Origin of the sequence: Mesorhizobium sp. B2-1-8 (genome assembly GCF_006442545.2) — a bacterium.
Taxonomy (GTDB): Bacteria; Pseudomonadota; Alphaproteobacteria; order Rhizobiales; family Rhizobiaceae; genus Mesorhizobium.
The window spans coordinates 4601866-4620917 of record NZ_CP083952.1 but is presented as its reverse complement, the minus strand read 5'-3'; the positions used below and the strand labels follow the sequence as shown (position 1 = coordinate 4620917).

The window sequence follows — 19052 nt, the reverse complement described above, 5'->3', positions numbered from 1 at the left end:
GTCGTTCCTTAGTAGCCGATTTGCCTCCACCGTCGGGCTATTGAGCTTCCCCAGTGTCGGTGCCTGCATCAAGCACCGCCAAGCTTGGCGGTGCTTGGAGAAGCACGTGCAAGGGATAGAGCGGACCAAGTGGCATGAGCTCAAAGGTCATGCGTTTGGCAACGCCAAGCGGAAGGGCTTCGAGCAGCGCGTGTGCGTCGGAGACGGAAATGACGTTCATCAAGAACACCACGCCGCTACCGTCCTGGCGGAACCACCACTGATCGATCTTGCCATCCAGATAGAAGGCCACCGTCTGCCTGACCTCGGCCGGCATGATGGCTTTCCGCTCGTCTGGCGACAACGCAGCATTGAGGGTGCCAATGGCAAGGATTTTTGTGGTCGGTACAGTCATGGCAGTGGGGAACCTTGTGCCGTAAAGGCCGAGGCGAGAAGCGAGACCGCCAGGGCTATGGGCGAGGATGTGTTTCATGCCGGGGCAACGAGGCAGCTTACGCCGCCTTGACCGTGTGGAGAAACTTCAGAAGCTGTTCGTTCACCGCCTGGGGCGCTTCGTGCTGCACCCAGTGGCCGACGCCATCAGTCTCATAGGTGCCGACGAGACCAGGGAGGCCGACACGGAGCTGAGCTTCGGTCAAAGGATAGAGGATCTTCAGGCCGTCGGCCTTGCCGGTCATGAAGAAGGACGGCTGAGATATCTTCGCGCCCTTGAAGGGCGCCGACAGCGCAAACCATGGTTCCGCTCCTCGATAGTAGTTCAGGCCGCCATGAAAGCCGGTGCGCTGAAACTCGGCGATGTTGTGGTCCACGTAGTCCTTTTCAGCCCAGGCAGGCAGGGGAACTGGCGCCGCGCGATGCAAGCTGCGTGCGGGGTCGAAGGGATTCCATGCCGTGGCGGATGGGGCGGCGCCCGACGCCCAGTAGAGGATGCCGGGGATCGTCACCGCGGCGTTTTTCCAGAGCCGATCCGCCTCCGGCTTCATTTGCTCGAACATGTAGAAGTCGGCGCCATGTCCAATCTGGCGCATCTTCTCGAACACGCTGACATCGCCTCGTGGCGTGTAGGGAACGGAAAGGCAGAAGATGGCGGTAAAGCGATCTGGGCGCATCATTGCCGCGTTCCAGGCGTGGGTTGCGCCCCAATCGTGCCCAACGATGACAGCGGTTGGGATCTTCAGCTCGTCGAGCAGGCCGACAAGGTCGCCTGCCGTTTGCAGCGGGGTGTACAAATTCAGATCAGCCGGCGCGGAGCTCTTGCCGTAGCCGCGCATATCGGGCGCTATGCAACGGTAGCCGGTCGCCGACAGGGCCTTCATTTGCCCGCGCCAGGTATAGGACGTGTCGGGGAAGCCATGGCAGAACAGGACTACCGGCCCATCACCCTGTTCGGTTACATGCAGCGTGATGCCGTTGGTTGTTACGTCATACTCTTTGAAAGCAGAGCCTTCAGCGGCGCCCTGGATTGCAGCATCAGCCATTTTACCCACCATTAAAGTTGCACCTGCGGCGACACTACCTACGAGAAAATCGCGGCGCGAAACATCAGGCATGGGTAGCTCGTCTCCCATAGTGGTACCTTTCGAATGAACCGAGGCTGCGTACGCGAGAGGCGTTGAGCTGAGACCACGACCCTACAGAGATCGAACGCTAGTTTTCCAGCCACGGTTGTATCTATCACGACGGGCCATTTCTTGGACAAAGCTATGATCGTTGGGACAAGGCCGTGGTGAGCGCCCGGATCGGGCGATTGCCCCGACTTTTAGCTGGCAAGTTCGAATTCAACCCGGTTGGCCTGGACGAAGTCTTCGACCGACATGGCTTCGCTGCCGGTAATCGACCGGACAATGTCATTGGTGCCCGCGAAAACGCCGTTCCCGTGATCCCGCGCGACCTCATAGAGGTGCTGGGCTAGGAAGGGGCGCTTCAGCTGCTGTTCGACGTCCAAACGGAACTGTTCGAGCGAGACCGGCTCGAATTCAATCGTACGGCCGAGGACCTTGGACAATACTCCAGCAACCTCGCTCTGTGTCAGCTCGACAGGGCCGTAAAGCGGATAGGTTTGACCGGCGTGTCCCTCCGGGTCGAGGAGAATGGCGGCGATCACCCGACCCTGATCTTCTGCCGCGATCGGCGCGTGCTTGTCGATACCAAACGGCGTCCGCAGCTTGCCTTGCCTGATCGACGCCATTTGGTAGGGGTAAAGTAGCCAGTCGGTGAAGAAGGTCGGACGCAAGTGCGTCGTCGGAATGCCAGACCAGTCAAACACCCGCTCACCGATCCAGTGATCCTGTGCGGCGTGGCTGGTCGCATCAGAACGAGCCGACTTCTGCGACATGTTCACGATTGCCTTGACGCTCGCCTCCTTCGCGGCTTGCGCGAAGTACGCCGTCGCTTGGATCAGGCCCGGCTCGATCGGATACACGAAATAGGCCGCGTCGACATCCTTCAGCGCGGCACGCACCGCATCGAGGTCGAGGAGATTGCCCACGACAATTTCAACGCCGCGTTCGCGAAGAGCTTTCGCCCGGTCATCGTCCAAACGCACCAGGGCTCGTATGTCATTGTGCCTCTTGGCGAGGAGCGCTTCGATGGTATAGCCGCCGGTATGGCCGGCTGCACCGGTCACCAGAATCTTGTTGGTCATTGTCCGACCCCTTTCACATGGGAGCATATGCTTTACGACGGCGTGGAAATGCCGGCACTCTATAGAAAATCGCCGCAATGCCAGCGTCTGTCACAAAACGCAGGCAATTGGCATAAACACTTGGCATTTCGGCTGCTTCAAACCGATGACAGGGGGCGAGTACAAATATCCGCGTCCCATCCGTCATCGAGTTGGCAGCCTACGCCTCATGGCCTGGTCATCACCGTCAAATTGATGATGCGGCGGGTGCGGAAACCCAGGGCTTCATATAGGCCCTTCGCGCCTTGGTCGGTTTTGACGTGCAGGAAAGGCGTACAACCGACGGCGAATATTCCTTTAATCAAAGCCGAGAGAATGTCCTTGGCGTATCCTCTCCCCCGAAACGCAGGATCGGTGCAAACGGCAGAGATTTCGACGTAATCCGGAAGCTGCAGACGTTCGCCGGCCATGGCGACCAAAGAGCCGCTGGGCGTACGGATCCCGAGATACCTACCCATGATGATTGTTGCGGGCAGAAATGGTCCTGGACGCGTCGCCTCGACCAGGGCCAGCATCTCGGCCACATCTTGGAATCCGAGCTCGACAGGCACTTGCCTCTCCTCGGGCTGACACTGCATGCAAAGCATTTGCTCAAGTTCGCGGGTGCGTACGACGGTCCATTCAGGCGGCACATCCAAAGGCTCCGCCGTGAACATCGATACCGTTGCGCCAGGGTTCAAGCTCGCGGCAAGGTCTGCGAAGGCTTCGGGCGTGGGCGCGCCCAATCCCGCGAACCGCGAAATTTCGTTCGGATAACGAACCGCCAGCCCAAGGCCGCAATCCAGATACTGATGCTTTGTCTTCAGCGCGTACCAGATCGGATTGTCCAAATGTAACGGGTCTGCCATGCGAGCTTTCGGAGGCTTGAGGCAACATCGGTTATCTGACGCGCCGCTTTCAATGGAAAGTCGACCAGCGGTGTCTATCAGCGGCAGCAACGGCCGGGGTGATCCCGATGATGTCGCTGCGGAATTTTCGACCCCGCTGGTCAAGTTTCCTCCCTCCGATGGACGGAAGGAGGGCAGGCGGGAAGGATGCTATGCCTGGATAAACGCCAGCAGGTCGGGGTTGATGACTTCCGGATTGGTCGACATCATGCCGTGGGGATACCCAGGGTATGTCTTCAGTGTGCCGTGCTTCAACATCTTGATGCCCAGAAGGGCGCTGTCGGCGATCGGCACGACTTGGTCGTCTTCGCCATGCATCAGGAGCACCGGCACATTGATCGACTTGAGATCGTCGGTGAAATCCGTCTCCGAGAAAGCCTTCACGCAATCCCAATGAGCCTTTGCGGAGCCCATCATGCCCTGGCGCCACCAGTTCATGATCAACCCTTGGGAAACCTTCGCCCCGGGACGATTGAAGCCGTAGAAGGGACCAGCAGCGGTATCGATGAAAAACTGCGACCGCTGCACTGCGGTGCCATCTCGGAATTGATCAAAGAACTGGACGGTCAGGCCGCCGGGATTGTTCGGAGTCTTGACCATTACCGGCGGAACCGCACCGACAAGCACGGCCTTCGCGACTCGGCCGGCCTTCGCACGGTTGACATATCGGGCAACTTCGCCGCCGCCCGTGGAGTGGCCGACGTGGATAGCGTTCTTCAGGTTGAGGTGATCCGTCAACGCGACCACGTCGTCCGAATAATGGTCCATGTCGTTTCCTTCCCAGGTTTGGGTGGAACGACCGTGGCCGCGACGGTCGTGTGCGATGACACGATAGCCGTGGTCAAGGAAGTAGATCATCTGGGCATCCCAGTCGTCAGACGAGAGGGGCCAGCCGTGATGGAACACAATCGGCTGGGCCGATGCCGGACCCCAATCTTTGTAATAGATGGATACGCCGTCGCTCGTTTTGATAAATGCGTCACCCATGATGTTTCTCCATGCGGCTTAGATGAACCATTGCTGTTTGTGTGGTGCTCAAGGGCTTGGGGCCGACGCATGCGGGACAGTTGGAAACGCCTTGTTCGCAGGACAGGCCGTCGATGGTCGGTTAGTGCCGCGGATGGTATGACGACATGTTGGACTTATCTGGCATGATCGGCCGGACATTTGTACAAACCAAGCGGAGCGGTCACTGCACGGTCAGCGTGGTGGCCGGATGTATCGAATTTTCCGCTACTGGTTCAAAAAATGGAGACGCACGAACACCGTCTAGACGGCGGTTGCTTGTTTTTTTGTACTCAATAAGCGGCGGGATTGATGACGCTTCAGAATGCCCAGCCCCTGCGCGGCCAGCGGGGCCAACACTCGGCGCGCTTTGCCTAGGGCGTAGTGACGATTTAACTACCTGAGCCAGATGGCGATAGCTGCAAGTTTGACAAAGCCCATGAAGTTGGCGAGCAGCTTGTCATATCGAGTTGCGACGAGGCGGAACTGTTTGAGTTTGTTGAAGAAGCGCTCGATGATGTTGCGCTCCTTGTAGAGATCAGCGTCGTAGGGACGCTGATGCTTTCGATTGCGCTTGGGCGGGATGACGACGTCGGCGCCTATTTCTGCGATCTTTTCAAGCAAATGGTCGGCGTCATAGCCCTTGTCGGCGATCGCTACGCCGGTCTCGAAGCCGTCGACGAGATCATGCGCGAAGGCGATGTCATTACGCTGTCCTGGGCTTGCGATCAGGCGAACCGGCAACCCAAGAGCATCGCCTGCCGCATGGATTTTGGTGCTCAGGCCGCCGCGAGACCGGCCCAGACCTTGGGCATCCGGCCCCCTTTTGACCGGCGCGCACCGGCGGCGTGCTGATGAGCGCGCACAATGGTCGAGTCGATCATCAGCCATTCCAGATCGGCTTCGCGCGCAAGAACCATAAGCATCTCGTCGAGAACGCCCATTTCGATCCAGCGATAGTAGCGCCGCTTCACGGATCGATAGTCGCCGAGCCGCTCGGGTAGATCACGCCAGCGCCCACCCGAGCGGGCCATCCACAGCAGGGCATCGAGGAACTTCCGGTTGTCGGTGCGCGGGCCGCGCTTGCCCTTCGTACCGCCAGGCACAAAGCCCCTGATCCGTTCCCACTGATCGTCTCGAAGCGCATCGCAGTCCATCGCTGACCTCCAAAAATCAGCGTTGAATCTGATTTGCGCTTCCTTGGGAATCCCAACCCGTTAAATCGTCACTACGTCCTAGGACAGGACGGGCACGATAGACAGTTACCAAGCGGAGCGCGTGGCCCCTGCGGAGCGCGCTATTCTTTGTTCAGGCGGCGCCATTCGCGCGGAGAATATCCCTCGAAACGGCTGAACACCCGCGAAAAATGGCTTTGATCAAAGAAGCCGCAGGAAGTCGACACGATCGCAAGGCCGGCGTTCGTGGTTTTTAACATCGCCTTTGCCCGTTCAACCCGGCGGCGCATGAGCCACTGGTGCGGCGCCATGCCCATCATCTGCCGAAAGGCCAAGGCAAAATAGCTGGGAGACAGTTCGCACATGTTAGCCAAATCCGAAATTGACGGATTGCTTTCAAGATTCGTTTCGACATAGTCGGTCACCCGACGGATCTGCCAAGGGGCCAAGCGGGCGTCGCTGGGCCGAGTCGATACGGACGATCCGCCATATTGGTGGATTATATGCTCGTGAAATGCGAGTGCCATATACTCAACGAACGAGTCGCTGACTGAATTCGGCGACTCAAGTGCGATGGCCAGAATCTGGGCCATTCGGAAGACAATTGGATCCTTTTCACCGAAGGACGGTTGAGCAAGACCACCAACCCGTTTCAGTCCCTTCTCATACGCGAGCTCGTCGATCGTCGCCTGCGAGATGTAAAACCGAAGCAAGTCGAAGCTGGAGTCGATGCCGATAGACGGCCGCGAGCTAAGATCGAAGAGAAAGGGCTGGCCCGCTTCCTGCCGGCGCGGGAGAACGACCGACTTGCTGCCCAGCCTGAGATCGGTAAAACCGACGTCAATAAGGGGAACCATAAAGGAAAACGCGTTCTCAGGCGGCGGTTGCGTTGAGCGACCCTTTTCGAAATCCCAGGTGGTCAATCGGGTGAATCTAATTGGAGCTGTGCCCGAAAGCCGCGCCTCGAAACCGGGCGCAACCTCAAGTTTGAATCTTTTGCTCAAAACGGGGTCTAGTACTTGGACAGCCATGAATTGCCTCGCCAGAATACCCCACCCAAAGATTGCGATGGCTTGACCTTGAATAGGCTTGACCTTGCAGGCAACCCTTGAGGACCGCTGGATCAACCAATTGCGCCACATCATGGCGTTCCCGTTCCAATCTGGCCGAAACATACATGTGACGCTGAGTTGATTGGCGGCTTGAAACGCGTGCGGTATTGTACTCGGCGGTCCTCCGGAAAATCATCGTGCTGAGAAACAGTGGCCAGGGAGAATGGTTAAGGCAGAGGTTTCCGTCCGCTGTAACGGGCGTGATATCGGCAACGCCTGTAGAAGGTGCCCCTCCGGTTGCAATTTCGTTCCTTAAAACCGACCGTCCACTGACGCTTGGCGACGCCGACCCTGAAGCCGCCTATTCGCTGCACATCAACCGCGCCATGATAGCAGGACTAAATATTCGCCGAACCCGTGCCGTCGAGAGTCACTGGCTGCCCCTCCACAGCTGTTCGATCAATGACCTTTCGAACCTGACCATGATGACCATGTCGCCGCGGTTCGACATGATACGCGTTTACATGCCCGTTGCGGCACTGGAACAGGCGGCGCGAGATACGACACGCGAGAAACAGATCCGGCTTGTTCCGCCAGGCTATGGTTTCCATGATCAGATCCTTGCGAACCTCGGGGCAACTATCGACACTCTATTCAGGATGCCGGAAGCCCCGCCTCAGTTGCTGATTGATCATCTGGCTCTGTGCATACAGGTACACCTTCTAAGTCGCTACTCCGAAGATCCTCCCGCCTTTTCAGCCGCCAGCGGCGGCCTTGCCGGCTGGCAGCTAAGACGGGTGCAGGACATCCTGATGTCACGGCTCGACGAGGATATTACCCTCGCTGAACTCGCAAGCGCCTGCGGGCTCTCTAATCGCCATTTTTCCCGGGCATTTCGGGAATCAAAGGGCTTGGCGCCGTTTCAATGGCTCGCGGCCAAGCGCCTTGAGATAGCGCGCGAGATGATTATACACACATCCTTGCCATTCAACGAAATCGCGCGCGCGTGCGGCTACGCAGACCAGAGCCACTTGGCCCGGACATTCAAGCGCAGGTTCGGCACGACGCCAAGCGACGAGCGGAGGAGAAGTGGGGGAACCTTTGCGGGATTTGTTCCACGGTCGATCAAAGATTGAGGTGGCCGAATGCCTCCGTCAGCACTCGATAGTTTATCCAAATGGCTAGAGTTTCGTCCAAGAAACGCGCGCCATGTCCCCGCTACGTTCAAAGCGCTAGCCTACCGACTTGACCTCCCATTCACGTACGCACAAGCTGCGTTACGCGCAATTCAGCTGAACCATTTCGGACGGCCCGTAAGCGGCGCGCCCTAGGGTGCGTTCCATCGATAGCTGGATTTGGCCATGAGCGATGAACAGTACACTTTAGCTACGACCGCGCCTACGCAGTTCGTAGAGATCGGCACTCAGCGCTACGCGTTCCGTCGGTTTGGATCAGGCGATGCAGTCCCCTTATTGTGCCTGCAGCACTTTACGGGCACTCTCGACAATTGGGACCCGATCGTGACATCTGCGCTGGCTCGTCACCGTGAAGTCATCCTTTTTGACAATGCAGGAATTGGCCGCTCCTCGGGAGAGGTTCCGAAAACAGTGAGCGCCATGGGCGACCATGTCCTGGTGTTCCTGGATTCCCTTGAACTGAAGGCGGTGGACATTCTCGGCTATTCCCTGGGCGGCATGGTCGCGATGGACATGGTCAAAAAGCGCCCCAGTCTTGCCCGCAAACTTGTCCTGGTCGGGACCGCGCCGCGCGGCGGCGAGGATATCATGCACCTGGACAAGCCCAGTCTCGCCGTTCATTTCGCCGACCCGACTCTCAAGGGCTATGATATTCTGAAGAAGATCTTCTTCACGAGCAGCGAAAAAAGTCAGGGTGCCGCCACGGCATTTGTCCAGCGCTTGCTCCTTCGGCAATTCGATCGGGAGCCAATCTCTGGCCCGCATGTCGCGACCGCGCAGGTTGCAGCGTTCCGAGAGTGGGAAACCTTCACCGGCGAGCGCTTTGCCGACCTGCGTTCGATCAAGCAGCCGACCTTGGTTGTCAACGGCGTGAAGGACGATATGATTTCGGTGAAAAATTCCTATTACTTGGTCGAAAACCTGCCCAACGCCATGCTTTTGGTTTTTCCCGATGCCGGCCACGGTTCACTGTTCCAATACCCGTCCTACTTCTCAAAGCACGTCCAAGAGTTTTTACGGAATGGCGATACGACCGGAATTTTCTGATACCGCGCAGAACGAGAATCGGGCTGTTATCGAGCTCATTCCAACTGAAGATCTTTGGCGAAGCGCCGGTTTCCGTGTAGAACGGCGGATCATCGATCGCCGCGACGGTGTCGCGCGAACTGAAATCGATGAGTGTTTCGGCATTTGGTGAGACGTATCAGATTTTGAGATACACCAGTGGCACATGATGGCAGCGCCGGCGGGTACTATGGTCCTGATGTTGTCGGCGCCACACAGGCCATCACTGTTCCGTTTGTAAGATCCGGTGCGCCAGGCGGAGGTACAGCGGCGGTCAGCCTGCTGCGCACGACCAAGCCTTTGGCGGGTGATCCTAAATGCCTTCCGCAAGAGGCTGCGCTTGTGCTGACCTTGGCGCTGACACCGTTCAAGCGAGACATGACCGTGTTCGATCGGGATAGGCTTCGCAGCCACACGGTCCAGGCGGGACATTTCTCTTTCTGCGATCTTGAGGACAACCTTGCCCTGCATCTTCGTTCAAGCTGCGAGGCCGTGCTGTTTTATATATCAAAAGCGAGCTTGGAAGCGACTGCCGCCGAGCTTTCGCATCGCTCGATTGATATTCAACTTCGCAGCGGCGACATCGTACACGATCCGATCCTCGCTAAAATGCTCAGTACCTTCTGTCCTGCGTTTCAAGCGCAAGACCAGGTCAGCCCGCTATTCATCGACCATCTGACCCACGCGGTCGCCGCCCATTTCACCCACTATTATGGCGGTTCAGCGCTGCCGCCGTGCCACACGGGCGGCGGCCTGACCGCTTGGCAGGAAAAGCGAGTCATCGAGCTTCTCGAAGAAAGCCTCGACGGCGCGATATCCCTTCAGATGTTGGCAAACGAATGCACGATGTCCGTTCGGCACTTCACTCGTGCCTTTGGCAACTCATTTAGCATGCCCCCGCATCGCTATATTTTGGTCAAGCGTGTCGAACGCGCGAAGGCCCTGTTGGCAGGTTCCGACATTCATTTGGATGATATCGCTGCGAGAAGCGGCTTTTCCAACCCTAGCCACCTCAATCGGGTTTTCCGTCAATTCGTCGGCACAACTCCCGGGAATTGGCGCCGAGGCAACACTGGGTGATTGTTCTCGCAGACGTCTAACCTGGGACGTGGCGAGCGCGCTGGCTAATTCAATCGGTTGCGGTGCGCCGCGGCAGCTTTCGCTTGCTGTGGCGCAGCGTCATCAGCTCTATGACGACTGAACGCCGACGGGCGAAACCAACCTGGCTGCTGCCCAAGATGCTTCGCGAAGACCCGCTTCATTTCCGGACAGCTCCGGAATCCGGCCATCATTGCAATAGCCCGGCTGTCCAATGCGTCGTCCTGCAGCAGCTTCATCGCTCGGTCTATCCGCCTGCGCTCCAGCCAAGCACTCGGCAAGGCGCCAAAGCTTTCCTTAAAAGCCTTTCGAAAGGACGCTGGCGGCAAATTGCACTCTGAAGCGACTTTCGACAACGGGATTGTCCCTGGCAGATTTTCGTCCAGGATTTCCGAGGCCCGACGCATCTGTACCGCTGACAAGCACTCCGATTTGCGACGGTGGCGCCGTCCGGTGGAACAGTAGCGGTCCACCACATGACAGACAGCCGCGATCGACACATCATCGATTAGAAAGGAGGTCGCCCGCTCTGTGTGCAAAAAAACAGTTTCCATCAGATCGCCCAACGCGGCGAAAATCGGATCTTCGATACGAAGTGCATCGCCCAAATCGATGTGGTCCAAGGCGTCACGACCTTCCTGTTCGGCGATTGAATTCAGGAAGGGCCGTGGAAATTTGAAGTGGACGAAACGGAACGGACTGATCTCGGTCGTATAGCGACACCGTCTAAGATCGAATATCGAGGTCGTGCCTTTGTTCATCTTGCCAGGCTCGATGCTCCGTCCGTCGATAATGAGGGTCCTGACCTCAGAGGCTCGTTGCCTGATCATAACGCCAAAAGCGTCATCATACGGCGCAGGCTGGGAGCTGATCTGAACTCCACGAGGACAGTCGACCCAGGTGATTACGGGCCCTGGCAGGCCGTGGGACCCAACAGAGAACGCGGGCGCGGCCTGGAGATCGTAGCAATCCCGCATGACCTTATCATCCAACATGTCGGGAATATTTCTAATCGTCGCCTCTCTGCACAATACCAGAACGGACATTGTAGACCGTCGGTACGAATTTGCCAGAACCCACTCTGCCGAACTTATATAATAGCATATCACAGCGGTCGATTCTGTGCGCGAGCAGACCCGTAGCGCAAGGAGGGGAAGATTGACCAGACAGCCCCGTTTTGGAGTGTCCCAGAGCGTAGCGTCGTCCGGTGAGCCCGTCGATTGGTCCACCGATCCTTGATCTTGAACGATCCTCGCCAACGGACTCAACCTGATCCACTAGGCTAAAGGCGACCGCCTTCGTCACTGCCCTGGATTCCGTCCGTCAATCCTCACTTGGCGCGCTGGGCGACCGTCGTATCATCACCCCTGCCGTCCGTCGTCAATCCGTACTCGACTACCAGAAGCTGCATGTCCGCTTCTGGCCCCAATCGCGACCTCCGAGGTTCTGGAGCTTAGAATCGACTGCTGACGCGAAGCGGGCGGCGCTGCGATATTTGAGGTCTCCGCACCGCCCGCCGCCGCGCCAATCACAGCTACGTTCGCCGACCCTTTTGCTCTTCTTGCCGTTCCGTATCGAACGCCAGCTTTCCCTTCGCGATCCATAGGTCCCGCGCGTGGCTGCCTTCATTGCCCTGCAGCTTGGCGGCGATCCAGAGCATCGCTCCGTAGGTGACGGCGCGATCGTCATTGGTAAGTTCGACGATGCCTGCCTTGACGACGAGACCGCCGAGTTCGATCAGATGCCGGGTTCGCTTGCGTCGCTCGACCTGCCATGTGCGCATGTCATGCCGAGCCTGTGCTGCTTGCTGGCCATTGTGTGCCGTCCGGTTGCGCTGGAGCGCTACGAGGGTTACGCGGAGATCCCGAAGCAGTTCGCCGAGACCCGCTCTCGAAAAACATCGCCCCACGCTTGGCCCATGCCTCACGCTTTGCGGGGTCTTTGGTTTCGGCGATAGCGACCAGCGCGCCAGCCAGTTCGTCGGTGCCGAGTTGATCGGCGCCGGTGGCGATCAACAGTTCACCAAGCTGCTGTACCTTTCGCGTCTTGAGTTCTCGCGCCTTGTCTTCCAGTGCCTTCAGTTCGGCGTCGAAGTCCCGTGGTTTGCGCATGGCTGTCTCCGTCGGTTTTCGATCGGATGATGATAGGCGAGCGTCTGCCGGAAGGCTTCAGGGTTGCCGAGACAGCCCGGGACGGGCTGGTCCATCCCGAGATTTTTTCGAGGGAGGGCGCGCTTATACGTCGTGCCGACGTGCGCTTTGACGTGCAAATGATCTGGTCGCGATGGCGATCTATCATCTTCACGTCAAGGTCATTGGCCGCAAGACCGGCTCGAGTGCTGTGGCCTCTGCTGCGTACCGCTCGGCCTCGCGGCTGCGCGACGAGCGGATCGATCGCAGCCATGACTTCTCCGCCAAGCGCGGCGTCGTTCATTCCGCGGTGATGCTGCCGGAGGGTGCGCCGGATGTGTGGAACGACCGCGAGCGGCTGTGGAACGATGTCGAAGCCTTCGAAGTGCGCAAGGATGCGCAGTTGGCCCGCGAGGTGGAATTCGCCCTGCCGCGCGAACTGAGCCAGGCGCAAGGCATCGAACTGGCGCGGGACTTTGTGCAGGCCGAGTTTGTCAGCCGAGGCATGGTCGCCGATCTTAATATGCATTGGGACAGCGCCGAGGATGGCAGTCCAAAACCGCATGCCCATGTCATGCTTACCATGCGGTCGCTCGATGAGAACGGTTTTGGTCCGAAGGTGCGCGACTGGAACCAGACTGAACTGGTCGAGCGTTGGCGCGAGCGATGGGCGGAGCTTGCCAACGAGCGCCTGGCCGAACTCGACATCGACGCCCGCATCGATCATCGCAGTCTGGAGGCGCAGGGCATTGCCTTGGAGCCGCAAACCCAGATCGGTGCTCCAGCCCAGCGCATCGAGGGCAGTGGCCTTGCTGCTGGAGACACTGAAGCAGATCGTACCGAACTGCATCGCGAGATCGCGCGCAACAATGGTGCGCGCATCATTGCCGATTCATCCGTGGCGCTCGATGCCATCACCCATCAGCAATCGACCTTCACCCGAAAAGACATTGCGACGTTTGCGCATCGACACAGCGAGGGAGTGGAGCAATTCACCACGGTCCTGGCAGCCATCAGCAACGCACCCGATCTGGTCGAACTCGGCAAGGACAGGCGCGGCGAAGACCGTTTTACCACCCGGCAGATGATCGAGACCGAACAGCGCCTTCACCGCGCGGCAGAGCGTATCGATTTGGACGAGCGACACGCGGTGAGTGACGCACATCGTGAGGCAGCGCTGGCGCGCGCAGCGCAAGGCGGTCTTGTCCTCTCAGGCGAGCAGACCGATGCGCTTGCGCATATCACCGACGGCCGAAGTCTTGGTGTCGTCATCGGCTTTGCCGGTACGGGCAAAAGCGCCATGCTGGGCGTTGCGCGCCAGGCCTGGGCAGCGGCGGGCTACGAGGTTCGAGGCGCGGCACTCTCGGGCATTGCCGCCGAGAACCTTGAAGGCGGTTCAGGCATCTCGTCGCGCACCATCGCCAGTATGGAGCATAGCTGGGGACAGGGCAGGGATCTGCTCGCTACGCGCGATGTCCTTGTGATCGATGAGGCCGGCATGGTCGGCACGCGCCAGTTGGAGCGCGTGCTTTCTCATGCCGCGGACGCTGGCGCAAAAGTCGTCCTCGTCGGCGATCCGCAGCAGTTGCAGGCAATCGAAGCCGGCGCTGCGTTCCGCTCGATCCATGGGCGTCATGGCGGCGTGGAAATCGGCCAGGTGCGCCGGCAGCGCGAGGACTGGCAGCGCGATGCCACGCGCGATCTGGCAACCGGCAGGATCGGCACCGCAATCGACGTCTATGACGCACACGGCATGGTGCATCAAGCTGCAACGCGCGACGAAGCGCGAGGTGAACTCGTCGAGCGCTGGGATCGAGACAGGCAGGCGCATCCAACGGCAAGCCGGATCATCCTTACCCACACAAACGACGGGGTGCGCGCCCTGAACCAGGCAGCGCGCGAGCGTATGCGCGCTGCCGGCGATCTCGGCGATGATGTCCACGTGAATGTCGAACGCGGTGCAAGGACCTTCGCCAGTGGCGACCGGGTCATGTTCCTGCACAACGAGCGCGGGCTTGGCGTCAAGAACGGCACGCTCGGCATTGTGGAGAAACTCAGCACACAAAGCATGACCGTGCGCACAGATGAGGACAGATCGGTTCGCTTCGACCTGAAAGACTATGCGCACATCGACCACGGCTATGCCGCGACCATTCACAAGGCGCAGGGCATGACGGTTGACCGGACCCATGTGCTCGCAACGCCTGGCATGGATGCACATGGCAGCTACGTCGCACTTTCGCGGCATCGAGACAGCATGGACCTGCATTACGGCGGCGATGACTTTGCGAACCGCGAACGCCTCGTCCGGACGCTGTCACGGGACCGGGCCAAGGACATGGCGTCGGATTACGAGCAGATCGACCCGGCGCAGAGCTATGCCGAGCGGCGCGGTATCAGCTTCCGACAGCGCGTGGTCGAGATCGTGCGCCGCATAATTCCGGAGAACCTTCGCGACAGGATCGGCGGGCTGCTGGACGGGTTGCGCTCGTCCGCAGACGCCGAGCCCGGGCAGGAACGGGGATCTGGGCCGGCAAGGGAAGACCGTGGAGCGCGAGGCGAAGATGCCGTCGCCGCGCCTGGCAGTGAAGCTTTTGCCGGAGGAGCGCAGCGCGAGGCAGATGGACCGGTGGACGCGGAAGTGGCGTTGCGCAGCGCTCGCACGAAGGCGCTTGTGCGACACGCGCGCGCACTCGACGCGATCTTCAGCACTGGAAACTCGGATGGCCAGGGCAGTCCCGAGCAGATGCGCGAATTGAGAGATGCGCGCGTCGCTTTCGAGAAGGTTCGGCCCCATGGCTGGCGTGATGCCGAAGCGGCATACGTCAAGAATCCTGAGTTGGTTCGTGAAGCGGGGGCCGGCCGCGTCAGCCGCGTCGTGCTTGCTCTCCAGCTTGAGACGGAAATCCGTACCGGGATGGACATCGATCCCGGCCGCCGGGCGGAACGTTTCGTGGAACGTTGGCAGAAGTTCCACCGTACCGGACAGGAGCAATATCAGGCCGGCGACATGTCTGGCTACAAGTTAACGCGTTCGGCCATGTCCGATATGGCCAAGAGCCTTGAACGCGATCCGCAGCTTGAATCCCTACTGACAAACCGCAAACACGAGCTTGGCATCAACGTGGATTCGGGTCGTCGCTTGGGGGCCGAACTCGCCTTCAGCCATGGCATCGCTAAGGGGCGGGGCATTGGGATCTAAGGCATGCCGATTTGCCGCCGTTTCCACTCCGCAGGCGGCTGAGGCGACAAACCTGATTGCCTCCGGCAGGGGTTCGTCCTGTCTGTCGCAGCAGAAATCAGCAACAACCAGTGAGGTGCAGGTAAGCTATGCCCGTGCTGGATCGTATCATACGCCTCAAAACCGTCCTTGCCCGGACCGGCCTGTCCCGTTCAACCATCTATCGCAAGATCGCCGAAGGCACGTTCCCGGCTCAGATCAAGATAAGCATCAACGGGGCGGGCTGGCGGGAATCCGATGTCAATCGATGGATTGCGGATCCCGTTGCATGGCACACCGGCGCATCACGAAAAAACAGCGAGTAGCGGAGTGGTACGTTGCTGTCGACGTTGAACACTCCTCTCTGAGTCAAGGTCAATGACTGGGAAGGGGCCGCTTGCGGTCGGTCCGCTATAGCTGCGGATTGTAAGAAGGCTGCCATTCGACATACCCCATAACAGACATGAGCGTGGCCAACCGGGCGAGATATCGCCGGCACATTTTCAGTCGCCAGATAGTCGGTCGTGTTGAGCACCCTGACAATACAACAGTTGATGCCCTTCTAATGGAAGCCGGGTTCGACGTCGCCACACACCGGGTTCACGGGGCGGTGGAGCGCAAGCGGGCATACACGACCGGCTGTGCGGATTTGCGCGCCGGCGTAGCGCACTGGAAAACAATAAGTATTGGTGTCAGGCTGTTTCCATGAGTGTCGATTCAACCTTGCACCCCAAACAGGCGTCTAAGAAGCAACTAACGGATTTTCTGCGAGCACTAGGCTATACGCCTACAAAGCACCTTTGGAACTGGCCAAAGGGCAGCGTCCATTTTCACTGGTTTAACGCAACAGACTATCTGTCTTTTGATGGTGTGGAAGCGACCGTGTACCCATGCACCGACGATCCCCACAACCTTGGGCCTTGCGAGTGGGCGCTGTACACGCGCACCCGTTCATCAGGCAGCCGTGCCGACAAGGTTTTTCAGAATGAAACCATCAGAAGGGCGCGAGCGCTTTTCGGCGGCAATTTCTACAATGATTGGGGAGGACGAAACCGGTATTCCGCTGAACGTGCCGAGCTCCGGGACGCAGCGTCACGCGGTCTGTATCAAGCCTATGAAGTCGTGAGTCAGCATCTGTCCGCCACCATTTTCGCACTGCCACCAGAACTTGAGACCATGGCTAGGATTAGTGAAGATGCATCGTTGGCAACGCTCGCGCGCGCCGACCCAACCAGGATACTCTATAACGCACTCGTGCCTTTTGCCGTCGCCTCACTAGAAGGCTTTTTCAGCAAGGCGTTCTATATTCTTATTCGATATTCAGATCGTGCTCAGGCGCACCTACGTACGCAGGAAAGGAAAATTGAGTTTCAGGACGCAGTCGCGCTCGCCAAGGGAACAAAGACTGTGGAGGAGATTGTTACCAGCTGGTACAGTTTTCAGAATGTTTCCAGCATTCAAAAAGCATACTCTGAATGGCTCGGCATCGATTTGCGGAAAATTCTGCGATCGGGTAAAAATCGGAAAGGAAAGGCCAAAGATCTAGACGCGACTCTAGCTAACATGATTGCGTTTCGGCACCGTGTCATACACGAGTTGGAGCTAGATTTTGATTTTAGGCATGCCGATATTTCAGATACGATGAGGGACGCGCAACGGATAATAGAAGCATTTGTAGTTCACCTTGAGGAACACCACGGGAAGATTATCCGCGACGAAACAGCGATGGCGTTGGAGGGGTGAAAGATCGGCAATGTCCGAGGACACTCACATCAGCAGGGGCAAGTGGTCTCAACCGAATTTCCAACAACGCGGATGGAGCTGTGTAGACATCGATGATTTGGGCGATCCCGTCGCAGCTCTGCGAGACGTGCGAGAGTTCACGCGGCCCCACATAGTCCTGTTCCATATGCTCTGCGCAGATACACCCCACTGCAAGAGCCTCCTTGAGGTCCGAATGCTCCATGTAGTGAACAAAGGATAATGATGCTCCGGCGTCGACGCGCATGTGCCCTGCCTAACGCATCACGGTGCCCGTTGGGGCGGCAACCGTGTTTGGCGGCTTGCTCAGGAACTCGTGTAGCGCTTTCAACTTAGCCAGCAACTCGTCGAAAGTGATGACGACGACGTCACGCAGGTTGTTCCGATAAAGCTCGAAGCTTTTCTTCTCGTCGTCTGTAGCGGGCTCGCAGCCCGCGATAACGATGCAAGGCACGGCGTAGGCAAAGACATCGTATGCCTTCGACGCGACTTTCTTATTATTGATCTCGTTCTGCAACTGATGGCGCTGGTCGAGCACCTGGGTGACGGCACCTACTAATTCCTGCGACGGCGCGTGCACGCCGCCCCGATAGGTTTTCTTCTCAAGCAGCGCCGTCCTCGGCGTTTTAATCTCGATCAGCGCCAAGTTGCCGAACAAGCCGAGCTTGATTGCGTAATCGGCTAGCTTCCCCCCGGACCCGTCGAACCTGGTGCCTCCGACTGCGACTTGGTCGCCGAAGGCCAAGGCTGGTAGGTTAAAGGCCAACTGCAGGACGAAGGCGTTGCCGTCAAAGAATTCCTGCCAGTGACGCTCTGGTAGTTTCGCCTGGCCGAGTTTTTTCTGGAATAGCTCGATCAATTCCTCAAGCGACACGAGTTCGATCTCGCGACGCAGATCCAGGAGTTCAGTCGGCTCTTTCTCTGCGAGCGTCCTGATCGATTTCTTCACCGTGCGCGCCGCAGCTTTTGCCTCTGCTTCCGGTGATCGCGACTTGCCGATCAGCGTCTCGGCAAGGATGTCAGCCACGGGTTTTCGAGTGCCGTCGCCGATCGGCAGCTCGAACTCTGGATCAAGCATAAGGTTGAAGTTGGCGTCTAGGTACTCATGCTTGGCCTTGTTCGCTAGGTCGAGAGACCGCTTGTGAGTGCGGTTAATGTCGCGGCGGAATTTCTTGAAGAGTGAGTACGACATCGACAGCACGTCGCCCTTGCGAAATACCCCTTTGTCTTCGGAGATCCGCAATTTTGTTACGCCGGGCTGTCGCTCGGCTGCCTGTGCTATAAAACGCATATCAAAGGCCAGCCCCAAGCCGGCGAGTGGCTCCCGGATGATGCCAGTGGGCAGCTCCTCATAGTAAACGTAGTCGCCCTCCTCCATTGCAATCGGTGAGTCCACTCCCTCCAGAATGATAGTCTCGAGGTGCAGATATTTGGGCTCCAAGAAGTAGGCGCCGAACGTGGTGCTGACCGGATATGTCGTCAGGGTCCTCGTCGAGGCCTTATATCGCGCGAGGATGATTGGCTCAGCCGGCGCCTCGAAGTCCCCGTTTGCCTTTGTCGCCGTCTCCAACGCATGGGCCGTCAGTTGCAGCTCAAGTTCGTAGTCACCAAACTTGAGCTGATGGTACGCGATACGAAGGCCTTCGTCCGGGCGATCAGTCGGCAGCTTCGCGATGATGGGGCCGCTACTCATGACGCTTCCTTCGGCATGCTATCTAGTCGTAGGCCTGCGCTCGTCAGCATTTTCGAACGTGTTGCGGCGGTTCGTACCTGTGATGAAC

17 protein-coding genes are annotated in these 19052 nt (G+C 58.5%); 6 read left to right on the top strand and 11 right to left on the bottom strand.

The features are described from left to right. Positions 1-37: 37 nt before the first annotated feature. The 7 genes from FJ970_RS22745 to FJ970_RS22715 form a co-directional block, all read right to left on the bottom strand. On the bottom strand, positions 38-472 hold the full coding sequence (locus FJ970_RS22745) for a hypothetical protein (RefSeq protein WP_227791872.1): 435 nt from the start codon (positions 470-472) through the stop codon (positions 38-40). Positions 473-491: 19 nt separating this feature from the next. Then, positions 492-1550, bottom strand: a complete 1059-nt coding sequence (locus FJ970_RS22740) for an alpha/beta fold hydrolase (protein WP_181178276.1) — start codon at positions 1548-1550, stop codon at positions 492-494. 209 nt (positions 1551-1759) lie between these two features. After that, positions 1760-2644 (bottom strand): NmrA family NAD(P)-binding protein, encoded by an 885-nt coding sequence (locus FJ970_RS22735; protein WP_140755552.1) that lies wholly within the window; start codon positions 2642-2644, stop codon positions 1760-1762. A 206-nt stretch (positions 2645-2850) separates the two neighbouring features. After that, entirely contained in the window at positions 2851-3675 is an 825-nt protein-coding gene (locus tag FJ970_RS22730) for a GNAT family N-acetyltransferase (protein ID WP_140755550.1), read from the bottom strand. A 45-nt stretch (positions 3676-3720) separates the two neighbouring features. Next, complete coding sequence (locus tag FJ970_RS22725; protein WP_140755548.1) at positions 3721-4557, bottom strand: alpha/beta fold hydrolase; 837 nt, start codon at positions 4555-4557, stop codon at positions 3721-3723. 414 nt (positions 4558-4971) lie between these two features. Beyond that, positions 4972-5732, bottom strand: a protein-coding gene (locus FJ970_RS22720; RefSeq protein ID WP_227791871.1) for an IS5 family transposase whose coding sequence is annotated in 2 segments (ribosomal slippage) — positions 4972-5393 and positions 5393-5732 — 762 coding nt in all. Because the reading frame shifts where the segments join, the coding sequence is not laid out codon by codon here. A gap of 140 nt (positions 5733-5872) precedes the next feature. Continuing rightward, positions 5873-6895: a helix-turn-helix domain-containing protein gene (locus FJ970_RS22715; protein ID WP_181178274.1), complete on the bottom strand. Its 1023-nt coding sequence runs from the start codon at positions 6893-6895 to the stop codon at positions 5873-5875. A 104-nt stretch (positions 6896-6999) separates the two neighbouring features. On the opposite strand from FJ970_RS22715, the gene FJ970_RS22710 reads away from it, so the two are divergent. The 3 genes from FJ970_RS22710 to FJ970_RS22700 all read left to right on the top strand — a co-directional run bounded on the left by FJ970_RS22710 (position 7000) and on the right by FJ970_RS22700 (position 10143). Next, positions 7000-7938 carry an AraC family transcriptional regulator gene (locus tag FJ970_RS22710; RefSeq protein ID WP_140755542.1) on the top strand — a complete coding sequence of 313 codons (939 nt, stop codon included), beginning with the start codon at positions 7000-7002 and terminating at the stop codon, positions 7936-7938. Between the two features lie 225 nt (positions 7939-8163). Continuing rightward, a complete protein-coding gene (locus FJ970_RS22705) occupies positions 8164-9045 on the top strand; it encodes an alpha/beta fold hydrolase (RefSeq protein ID WP_140755540.1) in 882 nt (293 codons plus the stop codon). Between the two features lie 177 nt (positions 9046-9222). After that, on the top strand, positions 9223-10143 hold the full coding sequence (locus FJ970_RS22700) for an AraC family transcriptional regulator (protein ID WP_140755538.1): 921 nt from the start codon (positions 9223-9225) through the stop codon (positions 10141-10143). Positions 10144-10187: 44 nt separating this feature from the next. Here FJ970_RS22700 and FJ970_RS22695 read toward each other — a convergent pair whose 3' ends face one another. From FJ970_RS22695 to FJ970_RS22685, 3 genes are all read right to left on the bottom strand, one after another. Beyond that, on the bottom strand, positions 10188-10922 hold the full coding sequence (locus FJ970_RS22695) for a helix-turn-helix transcriptional regulator (protein ID WP_181178272.1): 735 nt from the start codon (positions 10920-10922) through the stop codon (positions 10188-10190). A gap of 773 nt (positions 10923-11695) precedes the next feature. Further along, complete coding sequence (locus tag FJ970_RS22690) at positions 11696-11944, bottom strand: conjugal transfer protein TraD (protein WP_140755534.1); 249 nt, start codon at positions 11942-11944, stop codon at positions 11696-11698. 1 nt (position 11945) lies between these two features. Next, complete coding sequence (locus FJ970_RS22685; protein WP_140755532.1) at positions 11946-12272, bottom strand: conjugal transfer protein TraD; 327 nt, start codon at positions 12270-12272, stop codon at positions 11946-11948. A gap of 172 nt (positions 12273-12444) precedes the next feature. Here FJ970_RS22685 and traA point away from each other — a divergent pair, with 172 nt between their 5' ends. From traA to FJ970_RS22670, 3 genes are all read left to right on the top strand, one after another. Beyond that, the gene (traA, locus tag FJ970_RS22680; protein ID WP_140755530.1) at positions 12445-15492 is read left to right on the top strand and encodes a Ti-type conjugative transfer relaxase TraA; all 3048 of its coding nucleotides are present in this window, start codon (positions 12445-12447) and stop codon (positions 15490-15492) included. A gap of 128 nt (positions 15493-15620) precedes the next feature. Continuing rightward, positions 15621-15836, top strand: coding sequence for a helix-turn-helix transcriptional regulator (locus tag FJ970_RS22675; RefSeq protein WP_140755528.1), 216 nt, complete (start codon positions 15621-15623; stop codon positions 15834-15836). Positions 15837-16215: 379 nt separating this feature from the next. Next, positions 16216-17253, top strand: coding sequence for a hypothetical protein (locus FJ970_RS22670; protein WP_140755526.1), 1038 nt, complete (start codon positions 16216-16218; stop codon positions 17251-17253). Positions 17254-17527: 274 nt separating this feature from the next. Here FJ970_RS22670 and FJ970_RS22665 read toward each other — a convergent pair whose 3' ends face one another. Further along, the gene (locus FJ970_RS22665; RefSeq protein WP_140755524.1) at positions 17528-18964 is read right to left on the bottom strand and encodes a Shedu immune nuclease family protein; all 1437 of its coding nucleotides are present in this window, start codon (positions 18962-18964) and stop codon (positions 17528-17530) included. Between the last annotated feature and the right edge of the window lie 88 nt (positions 18965-19052).

Excerpts from the sequence above, each read along its gene's own strand:
- FJ970_RS22685 (WP_140755532.1), bottom strand. The coding sequence starts at position 12,272 with ATGCGCAAACCACGGGACTTCGACGCCGAACTGAAGGCACTGGAAGAC.
- FJ970_RS22695 (WP_181178272.1), bottom strand. The coding sequence starts at position 10,922 with ATGAACAAAGGCACGACCTCGATATTCGATCTTAGACGGTGTCGCTAT.
- FJ970_RS22690 (WP_140755534.1), bottom strand. The coding sequence starts at position 11,944 with ATGCGCACATGGCAGGTCGAGCGACGCAAGCGAACCCGGCATCTGATC.
- FJ970_RS22740 (WP_181178276.1), bottom strand. The coding sequence starts at position 1,550 with ATGCCTGATGTTTCGCGCCGCGATTTTCTCGTAGGTAGTGTCGCCGCA.
- FJ970_RS22725 (WP_140755548.1), bottom strand. The coding sequence starts at position 4,557 with ATGGGTGACGCATTTATCAAAACGAGCGACGGCGTATCCATCTATTAC.
- FJ970_RS22675 (WP_140755528.1), top strand. The coding sequence starts at position 15,621 with ATGCCCGTGCTGGATCGTATCATACGCCTCAAAACCGTCCTTGCCCGG.
- FJ970_RS22735 (WP_140755552.1), bottom strand. The coding sequence starts at position 2,644 with ATGACCAACAAGATTCTGGTGACCGGTGCAGCCGGCCATACCGGCGGC.
- FJ970_RS22715 (WP_181178274.1), bottom strand. The coding sequence starts at position 6,895 with ATGATGTGGCGCAATTGGTTGATCCAGCGGTCCTCAAGGGTTGCCTGC.
- FJ970_RS22705 (WP_140755540.1), top strand. The coding sequence starts at position 8,164 with ATGAGCGATGAACAGTACACTTTAGCTACGACCGCGCCTACGCAGTTC.
- FJ970_RS22670 (WP_140755526.1), top strand. The coding sequence starts at position 16,216 with ATGAGTGTCGATTCAACCTTGCACCCCAAACAGGCGTCTAAGAAGCAA.
- FJ970_RS22745 (WP_227791872.1), bottom strand. The coding sequence starts at position 472 with ATGAAACACATCCTCGCCCATAGCCCTGGCGGTCTCGCTTCTCGCCTC.
- FJ970_RS22665 (WP_140755524.1), bottom strand. The coding sequence starts at position 18,964 with ATGAGTAGCGGCCCCATCATCGCGAAGCTGCCGACTGATCGCCCGGAC.
- traA (WP_140755530.1), top strand. The coding sequence starts at position 12,445 with ATGGCGATCTATCATCTTCACGTCAAGGTCATTGGCCGCAAGACCGGC.